The following is a 14,799-nucleotide window of genomic DNA, read 5'->3' on the forward strand; positions in this document are numbered from 1 at the left end:
AGACCTACATCAGGGTCGGTGGGTCTCCCCACAGCCACTTCGTCAACGCCGCGTGCTCAGCCCCACACGGCGCCATACCTCGTTTCCGACCGGCGGCGGAGTCGCCCCCGCCGGACCGACCCGAGACCGCAGCCTGTGGGTCACGCCGCGCCGTTACACGCCGCCTGTCCCACCGTGCCGATCAAACATTTTCCCTGATGAACCCCGGCGATCCCAAACTCAGCCCGGACCGATGTGACAGCGTCTAGCATATCGCCTTCCGTGCTGTCACAATGTGCGGTCATGCAGGCGCGGTCGGCCCTCTTCGACCTGTACGGCGACTACCTTCGTCCCCGTGGCGGGCGTGCCCCGGTGGCCGCCCTGGTCAAGCTGCTCGCGCCGCTCGGCATCGCGCCGCCCGCGGTGCGCACCGCAGTGTCCCGAATGGTACGTCAGGGCTGGTTGCACCCGATGCGCCTGGTCTCCGGTCCGGGCTACCTGCTCACCCCGAAAGCCGCCCGGCGCCTCGACGAGGCGTCCGCCCGCATCTACCGCACCCACCGGGTCGCCTGGGACGGCCGGTTCGACCTGGTCCTGCTGCGATCGCCGGTGTCGCGGCGCGACGCGGCGCGGCTGTCCTTTCTCGGCTACGGCATGGTTGACGACCGCGCCTGGGTCGCCCCCCGCCCGGCCGAGGAGGTCGACGTGGTGCTGGGCGAGGCGGCCGTCGAGTACGAGCGGTTCAGCGCCTGCCACGCCGCCGGCTCACCGGGCGCGTCGCGGGTGGTGGGGCGGGCGTGGAACCTGACCGAGATCGGGCAGGCGTACGAGGAGTTCGTCGACGCGTACCGTCCGCTGGTGGCCGGGGTGACCGCCCGCAGCTCCGATGAGGAGGCGTACGCGACCCGGTTCCAGCTCGTGCACGCCTGGCGCTCGTTCCTCTTCCAGGACCCGCAACTGCCCGCGTCCCTGCTGCCCGAGCGCTGGCCGGGCATCAGCGCGGCGCAGTTCTTCGATCGGCACGCCAGCCGGTTGCGCCCGGCCGCGGACCGGTTCGTGGAGCGCTGCCTCGATGCTTCGGTCACACGCCGGTCCTGATCCGTGCGGGGTTATGGGATTCTCTGTGCCATGACGGACTCGCTGCTCGTCGACCGCACCGATGCGGTCGTCACCCTGACGCTCAACCGGCCCGACGCGATGAACGCCCTCGACGTCGATCTCAAGGAGGCGCTGCGGGACACGCTCGCCGCGCTGGAGACCGACAAGTCCTGCCGGGCCGTGGTGCTGGCCGGCGCGGGCAACGCCTTCTGTGTCGGCCAGGACCTGCGCGAGCACGCGGGCACCCTGTCCTCGGGTGCCACCGACCTGGACACCGTGCGGGCCCACTACAACCCGATCGCGCAGCGGCTGGCCAGCCTGCCCAAGCCGGTGGTCGCCGCCGTACGGGGCACGGCCGCCGGGGCGGGCGCCTCGCTGGCACTGCTGGCCGACTTCCGCATCGGCGGCCCGCGCACCACGTTCCTGATGGCGTTCGCGAACGTCGGCCTGGCGGGCGACACCGGGATCAGCTGGTCGCTGCCGCGCATCGTCGGGCACGCGCGGGCGCTGGAACTGCTGCTGCTTGCGGAGCCGGTACGCGCGGAGCGGTGCGCCGAGCTGGGCCTGCTCAGCCGCCTGCTCGACGACGACGAGCAGGTGCTGCCGGTGGCTCAGGAGCTGGCCTCGCGGCTGGCGGCGGGGCCGACGGTCGCGTACGGGGCGATCAAGCGGGAGCTGTCCATCGCTGACGCCGGGACGCTGTCGGACGCGCTGGCCGCCGAGGCTCAGGCGCAGGCGATCTGTGGTGCGACCACGGATCACCGTGACGCGGTGGCCGCCTTCGTGGCCAAGCAGAAGCCGGTGTTCCAGGGTCGCTGAGGGGGCCGGGATCGTGGGGTCGCGGCGTACATGTCGGGCATGACACCGCCGTGACCTCATGATCATCAGCCCGCGATATGAGTCAAATGAGATAGAGACATTTAACAATGTGAATGCCTAGGATCTCCCCAATCAAAGACGGCGGGCGCGACCGGCGCACCGTCGGGTGGGGAGGACCGGATGGCAAGCTGGCGCAGGATTCTGGGCGGTACGGCGGCCGCGCTCACCGCGGGGGCGATGGGAACGGTGCTACAGGCGGCGCCCGCGAACGCGTCCCCCGCCTCGGGTGACGGCATCGTGAGCCCGTCGGTGGTCGGCGGCAGCCAGGCCGCGCAGGGCGAGTTCCCGTTCATGGTTCGCCTGTCGATGGGGTGCGGCGGCGCGCTCTACAGCCCGACCATCGTGCTGACCGCGGCGCACTGCGTGAACCGGACCGGCACGAACACGAGCATCACCGCCACGCTGGGCGTCGTCGACCTGAACTCGTCCAGCAAGATCACCCGCAAGTCCAACTACGTGTACCGGGCGCCCGGCTACAACGGCAGCGGCAAGGACTGGGCGCTGATCCGGCTGTCCAGCCCGGTCACCGACCTGGCCACGCTGCCGATCGCCGCGAACCAGACGTACGACACGGGCACGTTCACCGTGGCCGGCTGGGGCGCGGCACGTGAGGGCGGCGCGCAGCAGCGGTACCTGCTCAAGGCGACCGTGCCGTTCGTGGACGACGCCACCTGCAACTCCAGCACGATGTACGACGGTCAGGTCATCCCGAGCGACGAGATCTGTGCCGGCTACGTCCAGGGCGGGGTCGACACCTGCCAGGGCGACTCGGGCGGCCCGATGTTCCGCCGCGACGCCGCCAACGCCTGGATCCAGGTCGGCATCGTGAGCTGGGGCGAGGGCTGCGCCCGGCCCAACAAGCCCGGCGTTTACACCCAGGTCAGCAACTTCGCCTCGGCGATCCAGTCGGCCGCGTCCAGCCTCGGCGGCTGACCCGGCGCATCCCGCACGCACCACCCGGCCCCGGAACATGACGTTCCGGGGCCGTCGCGCGGGTCAGTCCTCGTCCTCCTCCTCGGGGTCGAGGTTGGCCTCCTCACCCAGCACGAACGCCTGCATCGCCAGTTCGTCGTCCGTGGGCGACACGAACGCGGGCAACTCGGCCGGGCCCAGCTCCCGCACGTACGACCAGAACTGACGGACCGCCTCCGCCGGGGTGGTCGCCTCGATCGGCAGGTCCACACTGACCAGCCAGGTGCGCTGGTCCCGGTCGCCGCCCAGGCGTGCCGCCAGCCGCCGGAACCGCTCCTCGTCGACCTCGGTCACCGCGGCGTCAAGGCTCAGCCCGGCGGCCGGGACCGGCTCGTCGAAGACCCGCCGCCGGTACTCGATCACCACGTCGTCGCCGGAATCCTTCGCGACCCCCCCCAACGCCACCACCACCGGCTGGTCGCCGCCCGCGAGGAGCAGCACCTCGTCGCCCGCACCCGGCTGAGCCGGGGGCGATCCGGCCACCGTCAGGGTGTCGTGGTGGAACAGCCGCTCGGTCGCCCACGTGTCCGCCGGGATGATCACCGCCCAGTGCGCCATGCGCACCATCACATCACGCCCGGCCAGCGCCCCGGGCACGGGCCGCCGAGGGCGGCGCGCACCCGGGCCGCGGCCTGTTGGCATCGCGCAGAGCCGCCAACCGGGCCCGCCCGGCGGACGGACTCAGCGGACGTGGCACCCGGCCAGGTGGTCGTCGACCATCCCCGTGGCCTGCATCAGTGCGTACGCCGTGGTCGGGCCGACGAAGCGGAAACCGCGCCGCTTCAGCTCCCGGGCCATCGCGGTGGACTCGGCGGTGGTGGCGGGCACGTCGGCCCGGGTGACCGGCCGCGAGCGGCCCGCCTGCGGCGCGAACGACCAGAGCAGCGCGCCCAGACCACCCGCGAGCTCCGCGGCGACCCGGGCGTTGTGCATCGTGGCCTCGACCTTCATCCGGTTACGCACGATGCCCGGGTCAGCGAGCAACCGCGCCCTGTCCGCCTCCGTGTAGTCAGCCACGGCGGCAATGGCGAAGCCGTCGAACGCCCGCCGGAACGCCTCGCGTTTGCGCAGGATGGTGAGCCAGGACAGCCCGGACTGGAATGCCTCCAGGCTCATCCGTTCGAAGAGGGCGTCGTCACCGCGCACCGGCCGCCCCCACTCCTGGTCGTGGTAGTCGACGTACTCCGCGGCGCTGGCGCCCCAGGCACACCGGGGGCGGCCGTCGGCACCCAGCACGAGCCCGTCCGCGAGAGGCGCGGCGGTCCGTTTGATCGCGTCCGTCATGCGCCCGACGGTACGGCGCGGCACCGACATTTCGGCTAGGGCACCGCCCGGCTCAGGCCGGTCGCGGTAGGACGCCCTCTTCGACGAGCCGGGCGAACTTCTTCAGGGCGCCGGTGAAGCCCAGCTTCGAGCCGGGCCAGAGCACCGGCCAGGCCAGCCTCCCGGCCGCGCCCCCAGGCAGGTGGAACCACTCGTGCATGACGACCTGGGTACGCTCACCCGCCATCGGTGTGCACCGCATCGAGCCCGGCCCGCGCAGCACCTTGCCGCAGTGCACGACCCGCACCTCGTACGGCGCGTCCACCCGGACGACCCGCAGTTCGTCGCGCAGTACGGCCGGGCCGAACGCGGTGACCGCTTCGACCAGGCTGCCCTCGCCGCCGTCGCCCTCGACCACCCGCACCGTGGTGAACGGGATCCACCGCGACTGGCTCTCCCAGTCCAGGAACGCGGCGAACACCTGCGCGGCGGGCGCGTTGACGATCACCTTCGCGGTCATCTCCCCGGTGCCACGCCTGGCGGCGTCGCCGTACTTCTGATCCGGGTCCGGAACGCTCACCGGCGCTCCACCGGCGCCTCGCTGCCGGTGCCGTGCGGCGGGGCGGGATGCGGGAGGACGGCCTCCGGCGGCAGTCCGGCCACCACCGCCTGGGGATCCTCGACGAGGTGATCCTCATGGGCCTCGGCGTCACCGTCAGCCCCAGCGTCATCGGCGGCCGCAGCGTCATCGGCGGCCGCAGCGGTCCCGGGAGTCGCTCCGGTGTCGCGGAGGGTGGCCTCCCCGACCGGCCGCGCCGCCGCGGTCTCCGGGGCGGGCTCGGGCTCGGCGGGCGGCGCGACCGCGGCCTCGCGGGCGCGGCGCAGCACGTCCGCGTCGGCGATCCGGCCCTCCCGTAGCGCCTGCACCTCGGCCTCCAACACCCCGATCAGCTCACTCTTGTACCCGATGTCGTACGCGGCCCGCTGCAGGGCCTGGTCGACCTGCGACATCCGGTACCCGCGGACGGCGGTGTCGAACCGGGTGTGGATGATGTCGTCCTCGCCGAGCGGGCGATCGCTGGGCAGCGGCACGGCCCGGCCGTCCGGCTCGACGCGGGTCAGCCCGGGGTCACCGCCGCTCACCATCACGGTCACCCCGAACACGATCGCCGCGACGACCAGAGCCACGACGATGAAGAGCAGAAGCTGACCCATGCGCACGATGTTGGCACGAGCCGCTGAGCGTGGCGAGCCCGCCACCCCGGCCCGTCCGCCGCGCGGGCCGGACGATCACCGGATCGGAAAGCGTCAGGTCCAGGTCAGGATCTTCTTGCGCCACGCGTACAGGATGCCCAGCGCCAGGACGGCCACGAAGATGCCCATCTCCACGACGCTGACCAGTCCGAAGCCGGGGCGGTCGAAGATCACCGCCCACGGGAAGAGGAAGACCGCCTCGACCGCGAACAGGACGTACAGGTACGCGTACACGTAGTAGCGGATCTGCGCCTGGGCCCAGTCGCCGCCGACCGGGTCGATGCCGCTCTCGTACGCGATGCGCTTGCCCGCCGGCTCGGCGGGCCGGGCCGGGCGCAGCAGCCGGTTCGCGCTGAACGCGCCGACGAAGACCAGCACGCCCGCCGCCATCACCAGGCCCAGCGTGGCGTAGGAACCCAGGTAGCCCTCCACGGCCGCAGCCTAGCGAACCACGTGGCGAGCGCGACGCGCCAAGGGATGGAACCGATTGGTTCGGGTGTGCCTTACCTGGCTACTGTGGTCAACGGTCCGCGACCGGACAGCATCCCTGCCGGGCTTGGTAAGGAGCACCGACGTAGGCTGTAACTGACAGATTTGCGGGCCGGCTCATCGACGCGCACACCCGCCGGCACGCTCCATCAGGAGGTTTATCGTGGCCGAGCAGAGCGAGGTCACCAGCGAGATCGACACAGCGACCAAGCGGGTCGAGCGGCTCGATCGAGTGGTGATCCGATTTGCGGGGGACTCTGGCGACGGCATGCAGCTCACGGGTGACCGATTCACCTCCGAGACTGCCCAACTCGGCAACGACATCTCCACGTTGCCGAACTTCCCCGCGGAGATCCGTGCTCCAGCCGGCACGCTGCCGGGCGTGTCGAGCTTCCAGGTGCACTTCGCGGACTACGACATCCTGACCCCCGGCGACGCGCCCAACGTGCTCGTCGCGATGAACCCGGCCGCCCTGAAGGCCAACCTGAGCGACCTGCCCGCGGGCGCGGACATCATCGTCAACACGGACGAGTTCACCAAGCGCAACCTGGCCAAGGTCGGGTACGCGGTGAGCCCGCTCGACGACGGCTCCCTCGACGGCTACGCCGTGCACCCGGTCGGGCTGACGTCCATGACCGTGGGCGCGCTGGCCGACCTGAACGTGCCGAAGAAGGACGCCGAGCGCGCGAAGAACATGTTCGCCCTCGGCCTGCTCTCGTGGATGTACTCCCGGCCGTACGAGTCGACGCTGCGCTTCCTGGAACGCAAGTTCGCCAAGCGCCCCGACCTGGTCGCGGCCAACATCGCGGCGTTCCGGGCGGGCTGGAACTTCGGTGAGACGACCGAGGACTTCTCGGTCCGCTACGAGGTCAAGCCGGCCCGAATGGTCCCGGGCACGTACCGCAACATCACCGGCAACGCGGCGCTGGCGCTCGGGCTGGTCGCCGCGAGCGTGCGCTCGAAGCTGCCGCTGTTCCTCGGCGCGTACCCGATCACCCCGGCCTCGGACATCCTGCACGAGCTGAGCAAGCACAAGCGGTTCGGCATCACCACCATGCAGGCCGAGGACGAGATCGCCGCGGTCGGTGCGGCCCTGGGCGCCTCGTACGGCGGGGCGCTGGGCGTCACCACCACCTCCGGCCCCGGCGTGGCGCTCAAGGGCGAGACGATCTCCCTGGCCATCGCGCTGGAGCTGCCGCTGGTCATCGTCGACGTGCAGCGCGCCGGGCCGTCCACCGGCATGCCGACCAAGACCGAGCAGGCCGACCTCAACATGGCCCTGTACGGCCGCCACGGCGAGGCCCCCCTCGCCGTGATCGCCCCGAAGTCGCCCTCCGACTGCTTCCACGCCGCGCTGGAGGCCGCCCGGATCGCCCTGACCTACCGGACCCCGGTCATCCTGCTCTCCGACAACTACGTGGCGAACGGCTCCGAGCCCTGGCTGCTGCCGGACGTCGCCGAGCTGCCCGACCTGAGCGTCGAGTTCGCGACCGAGCCCAACGGCGAGGACGGCCGCTTCCTGCCGTACCTGCGGGACCCGGAGACCCTGGCCCGGCCGTGGGCGGTGCCCGGCACCGCGGGGCTGGAGCACCGCATCGGCGGTCTCGAGAAGGCGGACCGGACCGGCGACATCTCGTACGACCCGGCGAACCACGACTTCATGGTGCGTACCCGGGCGGCCCGGATCGAGGCGATCGAGGTGCCCGACGTCGCGGTCGAGGACCCGGACGACAACGCCCGGGTGCTGGTGCTCGGCTGGGGCTCGACGTACGGGCCGATCGGCGCCGCCTGCCGGGCCCTGCGCCATCGCGGCCTGCCCATCGCCCAGGCGCACCTGCGGCATCTCAGCCCGCTGCCCGCCAACCTGGGGACGGTGCTGAAGTCGTACGACAAGGTGGTGATCCCGGAGATGAACCTGGGCCAGCTCGCCCACGTCGTGCGGGCGAAGTACCTGGTCGACGCGGTTCCCTTCAACCAGGTCAGCGGTCTGCCGTTCACGGCCGCGACGCTGGAGCACATGCTCGAGGACGTGGTCAAGAATGGCTAGCCCAGTGATCCCCGCGGGGCGTACCCCGCTGCAGCTCACCGCGAAGGACTTCAAGTCGGACCAGGAGGTCCGATGGTGCCCCGGTTGCGGTGACTACGCGATCCTGGCGGCGGTGCAGGGCTTCATGCCGGAGCTGAACATCCCCCGGGAGAACATCGTGTTCGTCTCGGGCATCGGCTGCTCGTCGCGCTTCCCGTACTACATGAACACGTACGGGATGCACTCGATCCACGGCCGCGCCCCGGCGATCGCGACCGGCCTGTCCACCTCCCGCCCGGACCTGTCGGTGTGGGTGGTGACCGGTGACGGCGACGCGTTGTCGATCGGCGGCAACCACCTGATCCACGCGCTGCGCCGCAACGTCAACCTGAAGATCCTGCTGTTCAACAACCGGATCTACGGCCTGACCAAGGGCCAGTACTCGCCCACCTCAGAGCTCGGCAAGATCACCAAGTCGACCCCGGCCGGGTCGGCGGACTCGCCGTTCAACCCGCTCTCGCTGGCGCTGGGCGCCGAGGCGACGTTCGTGGCCCGCACGATCGACTCCGACCGCAAGCACCTGCAGTCGGTGCTGCGGGCGGCGGCCGAGCACAAGGGCTCGGCGTTCGTGGAGATCTACCAGAACTGCAACATCTTCAACGATGGGGCGTTCGAGCTGATCAAGGACCCGGAGACCCGGGACGACCACCTGATCCGTTTGGAGCAGGGTGAGCCGATCACGTTCGGGTCGCAGGGGCAGTTCTCCGTGGTGCACCCGGCGGGCGGCTTCGGGCTTCAGGTCCGCGAGACCGCCGGGCTGGGCGACGAGCGGCCGGTGGTGCACGACGCGACCGTGGCCGAGCCCGCGTACGCGTTCGCGCTGTCCCGGCTGTCCGGCTCCGACCTGAACACCACGCCGATCGGGGTGTTCCGGTCGGTCGAGCGCCCGTCCTACGACGAACTGCTCGCCAAGCAGCTCACGGACGCCACGGCGGGGGCCACCGGCACCCCGGAGCAGATGCTGACCGACCTGCTGCACGGCGGGGACACCTGGGCGATCCTCTGACCACTCTGCCCGGTCAGACGACGACGCCGTTGGCCGGGGAGTCCTCGTTGCGGATGTAGACCAGCATGTCGCCGGTCTCGATCGCGACGGCGGCCTCCCCGCCCAGCGGCACCACCTTGCCCCGCCGGATCAGCGCCACGACCAGCGTGTCGAGTTCGCGCGGCCTGCGACCGACCTCGGTGCGTTCCGCGGAGCGCATCGCCAGCGCCATGCCCTGCCCGGGAGTGAGCAGATCCTCCACGACGTCGATCAGCGGCGGCGCGGTGGTGGTCAGGCCGAGCAGCCGGCCCGCGGTGGACGACGACACGACGACGTGGTGGGCGCCGCTCTGCTTGAGCAGGGCGGCGTTCTCCTGCTCACGGACCGCGGCGATGATCCGCACCTGCCCGCCGGTCAACTGCCGCACGGTAAGGCTGATCAGGACCGACGCCTCGTCGGTGTCCGTGGCGATGATGACGGACTTGCAGCTCTTGACGTGGGCCTCGTTGAGCACGGCGGAACGGGTCGCGTTGCCCTCGATGGCGACGAGACCGTCCGCGGCGGCCTGGCGCAACGCGACCTCGCGACTCTCGACCACGACGATGCGGGACTTGTCCAGGCCGTTCTCGAGCAGGGCCGTGACGGCCGAGCGCCCCTTGGTGCCGTAGCCGCAGACGATGACATGGTCCTTCAACTTGCGCCTCCACCTGCTGACCCGAAGGGTGTTTCGGTACTGCTCGGTGAGGACCTCGAGGGTCGTGCCGACCAGGATGATCAGGAACAGCACGCGGGCGGGCGTGATGACCATGATGTTCACCAGCCGGGCCTGCGGGGTGAACGGCGTGATGTCGCCATAGCCGGTCGTGGAGAGCGACACCACCGCGTAGTAGAAGCTGTCGAGGAGGGTGAGCCCGTCCTGGTCGACGTCGCGGTAGCCGTCCCGGTCCGCATACACGACGCCGACGGTCAGCAGGACGAGGACGAACGCCGCGGCCGCCCGGACGGCGAGCGCGCGCAACGGCCCCTGCCGCACCAGGGGAATGTGGATCACGGTACGCCCGCCTGCACACGATCACGATAGCCGCCGCTCCGCCCCGGGAGGCGAGATGGCGTGCACCACGAAATTTCAGGACATCACAATCCGCGTCGGGCCGGAATACCCAACGGCACCTTCGGCGCGCTCCTGCAGAAACCATCGACATGTTTGTATTAATTCTGCAATCTTTCGAACACTGAGGGTCACCGGCCCTCACGAGGGGCCGTCCCCCGCTGGAGGTCCCGATGATGCGGTCCGTCCGCCGTACCCTCGTCGTCGTCCTGTCGTCGCTGGCCCTGCTCGCACCCGCCGCCGCCGCGCACGCCGCAGTCCCGGCCGACAAGCCGGCCGTGCTCTCCTCCTGGACCCAACCGACCACCACCAGCACCAACGCCTGGAACGCCGCCCGCGTCGACCAGGGGCGCTGGGCGGACTACCACTTCGACTGGTCCACCGACTACTGCTCGTCGAGCCCGGACAACCCGCTCGGCTTCGACTTCACGCTGGCCTGCTGGCACCACGACTTCGGATACCGCAACTACAAGGCGATCGGGCAGTTCCCGGCGAACAAGGACCGGGTCGACTCGATGTTCTACGCCGACCTCAAACGCAAGTGCGCGACCTACAGCGCCGCACTCCAGCCGGCCTGCTACAGCCTCGCCTGGACGTACTACCAGGCGGTGCACATCTTGGGTTCGCTCGACGCCGTGCAGCGCGCCGACCTCGAACGGGCGGCGCTGCTCAAGGCCCACGCCGGCTGAGCACCCACCCCGACCGCGGCCCGCATCCGCTTCCCCCTCCGGATGCGGGCCGCCCCACGCCACGGGCCGTTTCCCTGAGCGTGGGGCGGAGCCCGTGAATGCTGGACCGATCCCTCATCACCGGGCCGATCCCTTAATGCCGGGCCGATCCCTCAATGCCGGGCCGATCCCTCAATGCCGGGCCGATCCCTCAATGCCGGGCCGATCCCTCAATGCACGGTCGGCGCGAAGCGGGCCGAGCCCTGTTCCAGGTCCGGATGCTCGACGGCCAGCGCCATCGCCACGATCCGGTCGAACCCCAGCTGTGCGCCATCGGCATACGCGGCGTCGGACGCGCCGTCGCCGAGCAGCGCCCGCACCCTCGCCTGCTGCGCCGACCAGTACCCGCCGAACACCTCGGACCGGCGCTCGCCGCCCACCGACTCGGCGCCCCCGAACAGCACCGCCGCCGTGGTGGCATCACCGCCGAGCACGCACCGCACCGCGATCGCCGCGACCGCGTCCGCGGCGGCGCCCCGGAAGCCGTGCCGCAACCGCGACCGCAGGGCGACCACGAGGTGGTCGTGCGCGGCGACCAGGTCGCCCCGGCGCAGGGCCACCATCCCCAGAAGCCAGTCGACGGTACGGCGGCCCCGGTCGCCGGGCCGGCCCGCCTCGGCCTGGCGCGCGGCCCCGAGCAGATCGGCGGCCTCGTCCAGCGACTCGTTGCGCCAGAGCAACTCGGCGAGGGTCAGTACGGCCGGCAACGCCGCCCCGGGCAGGTGGCACCGCTCGGCGTGGGCGATCACGTCCCGGCAGAGCCGTTCCGCCTCGGCGAAGCGCCCATCCCGCAGCAGGTTCACCCGGCGGCCGACCATCGCGCCGATGACCAGCCCCGGAAGGTTGGCGGTGTGGGCGACCAGCTCGGCCCTGTGCAGGAACCGGGTCTGCTCGTCCGGGTCCTCGACGAGTCCGGCGTGCACCAGATACACCCCGGCCAGCTCCGCCGGGCTCACATCCTCCTCGGACAGCCTTCCGTACAGGCGGAACAGCAGATCCCGGCCGTCGCGGGCGCTGCCGTACTCACGCCACCAGGGGTCGAGGGCACCGGCCAGGCGCAGCCCGGCCCGGACGCTGCCGTTGCCGACCACCCAGCGCAGCGCGGCCTGCCACTCCCCCACGTACGGGGCCAGCTCTCTCAGGGACACCGTGCGCGGCTCGCCGTCAGCGTCCACCGACATCGCGTCCAGGACGTGCAACGCCCAGCCCACATGCCGCTCCCGCACCGCCCGCTCCTCGCCCGCGGCGGCGAGCCGGCGCATCGCGTACCCCCGGACCTGCTCGGGAATCCGGTAGCGCGGGCCCGGCACCACTTCGATCAGGGAGGCGGTGGTGAGTTCCGACAGCGCACCCAGCGCCTCGTCGTCGCACCACTCGACCGCGGCCAGTTCGACCGGCCCGGCGAAGACCGCCAGCCGCTCCAGCAGCCGGGCCGCCTGCTCCCCCAGCCGGCGGTACGACCAGTCCACGGTCCGGGTCAGGCTGTGGTGGCGGTCGGCCGCCTCGCTGACCCGGGAATCGGCTCCGATGACGCCGGTGGTGTCCTCGCGGCCCGCGTCCAGGGCGGTCAGCGGATCGTCCAGCCGGCTGGCCAGCTGCGCAGCCGACAGCAGCTGGAGCCGCTGCGCGGCCAACTCCAAAGCGAGGGGCAGCCCTTCCAGGCGGGAGGCCACCCGAACCAGATCGGCGTCCTCGCGCGGCGGGACACGCTGGCCGCCGCGCGCCGCCGCAGCCCGCTCGCCGAGCAGGGTGAACGCGTCGGCCGGGGCCAGGGGCGGGATCCGCCACGCCAGTTCACCGTGGACGCCGACGGGCTGGCGGCCGGTCGCCAATACACCGAGCCCCGGGCAACCGGCCAGCAGACGCCGTACCGTCGACCGGACCGCGGTGGGAGCCGCCTCGCAGGTGTCCACGAGCAGCAGCATGCGGCGGTGGGCGCAACGGTCGACGATCGTCTCGATGAGACCGCGGCCCGGCTCGGCACGGACCCCCAGGGCACGCCCCAACGCCGCCGGCAGGTCGTCCACACCGTCCCGCGCCGGGTCCGGGAGCGTCGGCTCCGCCGGGCAGCCGCCCGCGACGTCGACCACCCACACGCCGTCCGGATAGTCCGGTAGCAGTTGCTCGGCGGCCGCCAGCGCGAGCCGCGACTTGCCTGCGCCACCACCACCGACGACCGTGACCAGGCGGTGCTTGCCGACCAGGGCGGTGAGTTCGGCCAGCTCCGCACGCCGCCCGACGAACGTGGTCAGCGGCGCGGGCAGGTTGTGGCGCGCCGCGCCCGGGGTGCGCGGGCGCGGGAAGCTGCGCTCCAGCCCGGGTGCCACGACCTGGAAGATCCGTTCCGGGTCGTCGAAGCCGCGCAGGCGATACAGCCCCAGGTCCAGCAGGTCGACGCCCGCCATCGGATGCGGTGTCGTGCCCGGCGGAGTCGTGGTCGCGGCGCGTACGGTCGCCTCCGAGCAGAGGACCTGTCCGCCGTGGGCGGCCGCGGCGACCCGGGCGGCGCGGTGCACCTCCGCGCTCGCGTATTCGCCGGCGACCGGGATGGCCCGGCCGGTGTGCAGTCCGATGCGTACCCGTGGCATCACGTCAGGGCCCGGCCAGCCGTGCGCGGCCAGCGCCCGCTGCATCGCGACGCACGACGCGACGGCCACCGCGGCGTTGCCGAAGGCCACGAAGAACGAGTCGCCTTCCGTGAAGAGCTCCACCCCACCGAAGTCCTGCAGCACCGCGCGGATCACCTCGCGATGCGCATTGAGGACGACCCCGTATGCCTCCGCGAGCATTCGCGCGAGCCGGGTCGAGCTCTCGATGTCGGTGAACATGAAAGTCACCAGCCCGCTCGGCAGCTCGGTCCGTCCCGACACGGTGAGAACCTCCGCCCCCTCCGGGATGTCATTGTCATGGTGCACGCGCCACGCTGACACGGCACATCGTAGAAACGATCGGTAACCATCCGACCCGCGATGTCCGCCTCTTATGGGCGACACCCCGGCGAAATCATCGACGATTGCAGGTGGCACTTCGCGTGACGTAACGAGGGGAACCGCTTCCGGTTGCGGCGAATCCGGCCGGCGGTGGCTCCGGGCGAGATTGAACACACTCACGCAGGCGTACGCCGATCGTGCGGCCCTGGTTCATGTGGGCTGCGATACGTGCCGATCGTCCATTTTCGCCGTCGCCGCAGCCGAACCGTGGGCTGTCTGTCCACGACGGACAGCCGTCCGAGGCGCCGCCGAGCCGGGCGGGATCGACGTAACAGGATCACCCGGTCGGGGCGCTCAGCGCGCCGTCCCTCGCCGGGCCCGCGGCGCACCCGAGGAGTGCCGCTGGAAGATGCGCGGGACGCGATGGGACCACCGTCGCCGCAGCGGTGACCGGTGTGCAGGCGTCGACGCGCCGCGCCATCCAGCCGGATGGGCAATGGGCAGCCTCCCGACTTCGCACGGGCCCCGGTCTACCCGTGCGGCTCGGGCGATCAACGGACGCGCTGACGCTGCCGCAGACCCCGTCGGGATGTGCGCCTTGCCGGGACTCGGACGTCAGCAGCCGCAGCCGCCTCCGCAGCAGCCCCCGCCACCGGCCGGTGCCGCAGGGGCGCCACCGCGCCCCGTCACGGCAACCGTGGACAACAGCTTCACCGTGTCGGTGTGCCCCTGAGGGCAGGTGGTCGGGGCGGACGCGTCCCGCATCGGGCGGGTCACCTCGAACGTGTCGCCGCAGGAGCGGCAGCGGTAGTCGTAGCGCGGCATCCGCACAGCGTATTGCGTGGGTACGACGTCGCGCCGCCCCCGTCCACAGCCTGTGTACGGGGCACCTCGACGCAGCCAGCGCCAGGTAGTGTCGTGGCGTGGGGGACGGGCAGAACGGGCGATCGGGCACGCCGGGCGTGCGGCCACCCGCGCCGCATCAGGGCGGCCCCCTGGGCAGCTCCGGCGCGGCACCGACCGACCCC

14 protein-coding genes are annotated in these 14,799 nt (G+C 71.6%); 6 read left to right on the forward strand and 8 right to left on the reverse strand.

What is annotated here, in order from left to right:
• The first annotated feature begins 282 nt into the window (after positions 1-282).
• The 3 genes from ACMCNO_RS31795 (at position 283) to ACMCNO_RS31805 (ending at position 2,889) form a co-directional block, all read left to right on the forward strand.
• Positions 283-1,077, forward strand: coding sequence for a PaaX family transcriptional regulator C-terminal domain-containing protein (locus tag ACMCNO_RS31795; protein WP_412753111.1), 795 nt, complete (start codon positions 283-285; stop codon positions 1,075-1,077).
• Between the two features lie 30 nt (positions 1,078-1,107).
• On the forward strand, positions 1,108-1,896 hold the full coding sequence (locus ACMCNO_RS31800; protein WP_412753112.1) for an enoyl-CoA hydratase-related protein: 789 nt from the start codon (positions 1,108-1,110) through the stop codon (positions 1,894-1,896).
• 180 nt (positions 1,897-2,076) lie between these two features.
• Positions 2,077-2,889 (forward strand): serine protease, encoded by an 813-nt coding sequence (locus ACMCNO_RS31805; RefSeq protein WP_412753113.1) that lies wholly within the window; start codon positions 2,077-2,079, stop codon positions 2,887-2,889.
• A gap of 63 nt (positions 2,890-2,952) precedes the next feature.
• Here the strand turns inward: ACMCNO_RS31805 and ACMCNO_RS31810 are convergent, their stop codons facing one another.
• The 5 genes from ACMCNO_RS31810 to ndhC form a co-directional block, all read right to left on the reverse strand.
• Positions 2,953-3,486 carry a hypothetical protein gene (locus ACMCNO_RS31810; protein ID WP_412753114.1) on the reverse strand — a complete coding sequence of 178 codons (534 nt, stop codon included), beginning with the start codon at positions 3,484-3,486 and terminating at the stop codon, positions 2,953-2,955.
• Between the two features lie 123 nt (positions 3,487-3,609).
• Positions 3,610-4,212: a DNA-3-methyladenine glycosylase I gene (locus ACMCNO_RS31815; RefSeq protein ID WP_412753115.1), complete on the reverse strand. Its 603-nt coding sequence runs from the start codon at positions 4,210-4,212 to the stop codon at positions 3,610-3,612.
• A gap of 52 nt (positions 4,213-4,264) precedes the next feature.
• On the reverse strand, positions 4,265-4,711 hold the full coding sequence (locus tag ACMCNO_RS31820; protein WP_412753875.1) for an SRPBCC family protein: 447 nt from the start codon (positions 4,709-4,711) through the stop codon (positions 4,265-4,267).
• Between the two features lie 56 nt (positions 4,712-4,767).
• Positions 4,768-5,406 (reverse strand): DivIVA domain-containing protein, encoded by a 639-nt coding sequence (locus ACMCNO_RS31825; RefSeq protein ID WP_412753116.1) that lies wholly within the window; start codon positions 5,404-5,406, stop codon positions 4,768-4,770.
• Between the two features lie 93 nt (positions 5,407-5,499).
• Positions 5,500-5,877: an NADH-quinone oxidoreductase subunit A gene (gene ndhC, locus ACMCNO_RS31830; protein ID WP_412753117.1), complete on the reverse strand. Its 378-nt coding sequence runs from the start codon at positions 5,875-5,877 to the stop codon at positions 5,500-5,502.
• 250 nt (positions 5,878-6,127) lie between these two features.
• Between ndhC and ACMCNO_RS31835 the strand changes: the two genes are divergently transcribed.
• A complete protein-coding gene (locus tag ACMCNO_RS31835) occupies positions 6,128-7,981 on the forward strand; it encodes a 2-oxoacid:acceptor oxidoreductase subunit alpha (RefSeq protein WP_412753876.1) in 1,854 nt (617 codons plus the stop codon).
• Positions 7,974-9,026 carry a 2-oxoacid:ferredoxin oxidoreductase subunit beta gene (locus tag ACMCNO_RS31840; protein WP_412753118.1) on the forward strand — a complete coding sequence of 351 codons (1,053 nt, stop codon included), beginning with the start codon at positions 7,974-7,976 and terminating at the stop codon, positions 9,024-9,026. The genes ACMCNO_RS31835 and ACMCNO_RS31840 overlap by 8 nt, the downstream gene beginning before the upstream one ends.
• 13 nt (positions 9,027-9,039) lie before the next feature.
• Here ACMCNO_RS31840 and ACMCNO_RS31845 read toward each other — a convergent pair whose 3' ends face one another.
• On the reverse strand, positions 9,040-10,056 hold the full coding sequence (locus ACMCNO_RS31845; protein ID WP_412753119.1) for a potassium channel family protein: 1,017 nt from the start codon (positions 10,054-10,056) through the stop codon (positions 9,040-9,042).
• 230 nt (positions 10,057-10,286) lie between these two features.
• Here ACMCNO_RS31845 and ACMCNO_RS31850 point away from each other — a divergent pair, with 230 nt between their 5' ends.
• Complete coding sequence (locus ACMCNO_RS31850; protein ID WP_412753120.1) at positions 10,287-10,802, forward strand: phospholipase; 516 nt, start codon at positions 10,287-10,289, stop codon at positions 10,800-10,802.
• A 209-nt stretch (positions 10,803-11,011) separates the two neighbouring features.
• Here the strand turns inward: ACMCNO_RS31850 and ACMCNO_RS31855 are convergent, their stop codons facing one another.
• Positions 11,012-13,711 (reverse strand): adenylate/guanylate cyclase domain-containing protein, encoded by a 2,700-nt coding sequence (locus ACMCNO_RS31855; RefSeq protein WP_412753121.1) that lies wholly within the window; start codon positions 13,709-13,711, stop codon positions 11,012-11,014.
• A gap of 675 nt (positions 13,712-14,386) precedes the next feature.
• Positions 14,387-14,596, reverse strand: coding sequence for an FmdB family zinc ribbon protein (locus ACMCNO_RS31860; RefSeq protein ID WP_412753122.1), 210 nt, complete (start codon positions 14,594-14,596; stop codon positions 14,387-14,389).
• Positions 14,597-14,799: the final 203 nt, after the last annotated feature.

Origin of the sequence: Krasilnikovia sp. M28-CT-15, assembly GCF_047159595.1 — a bacterium.
GTDB lineage: Bacteria > Actinomycetota > Actinomycetes > Mycobacteriales > Micromonosporaceae > Actinoplanes.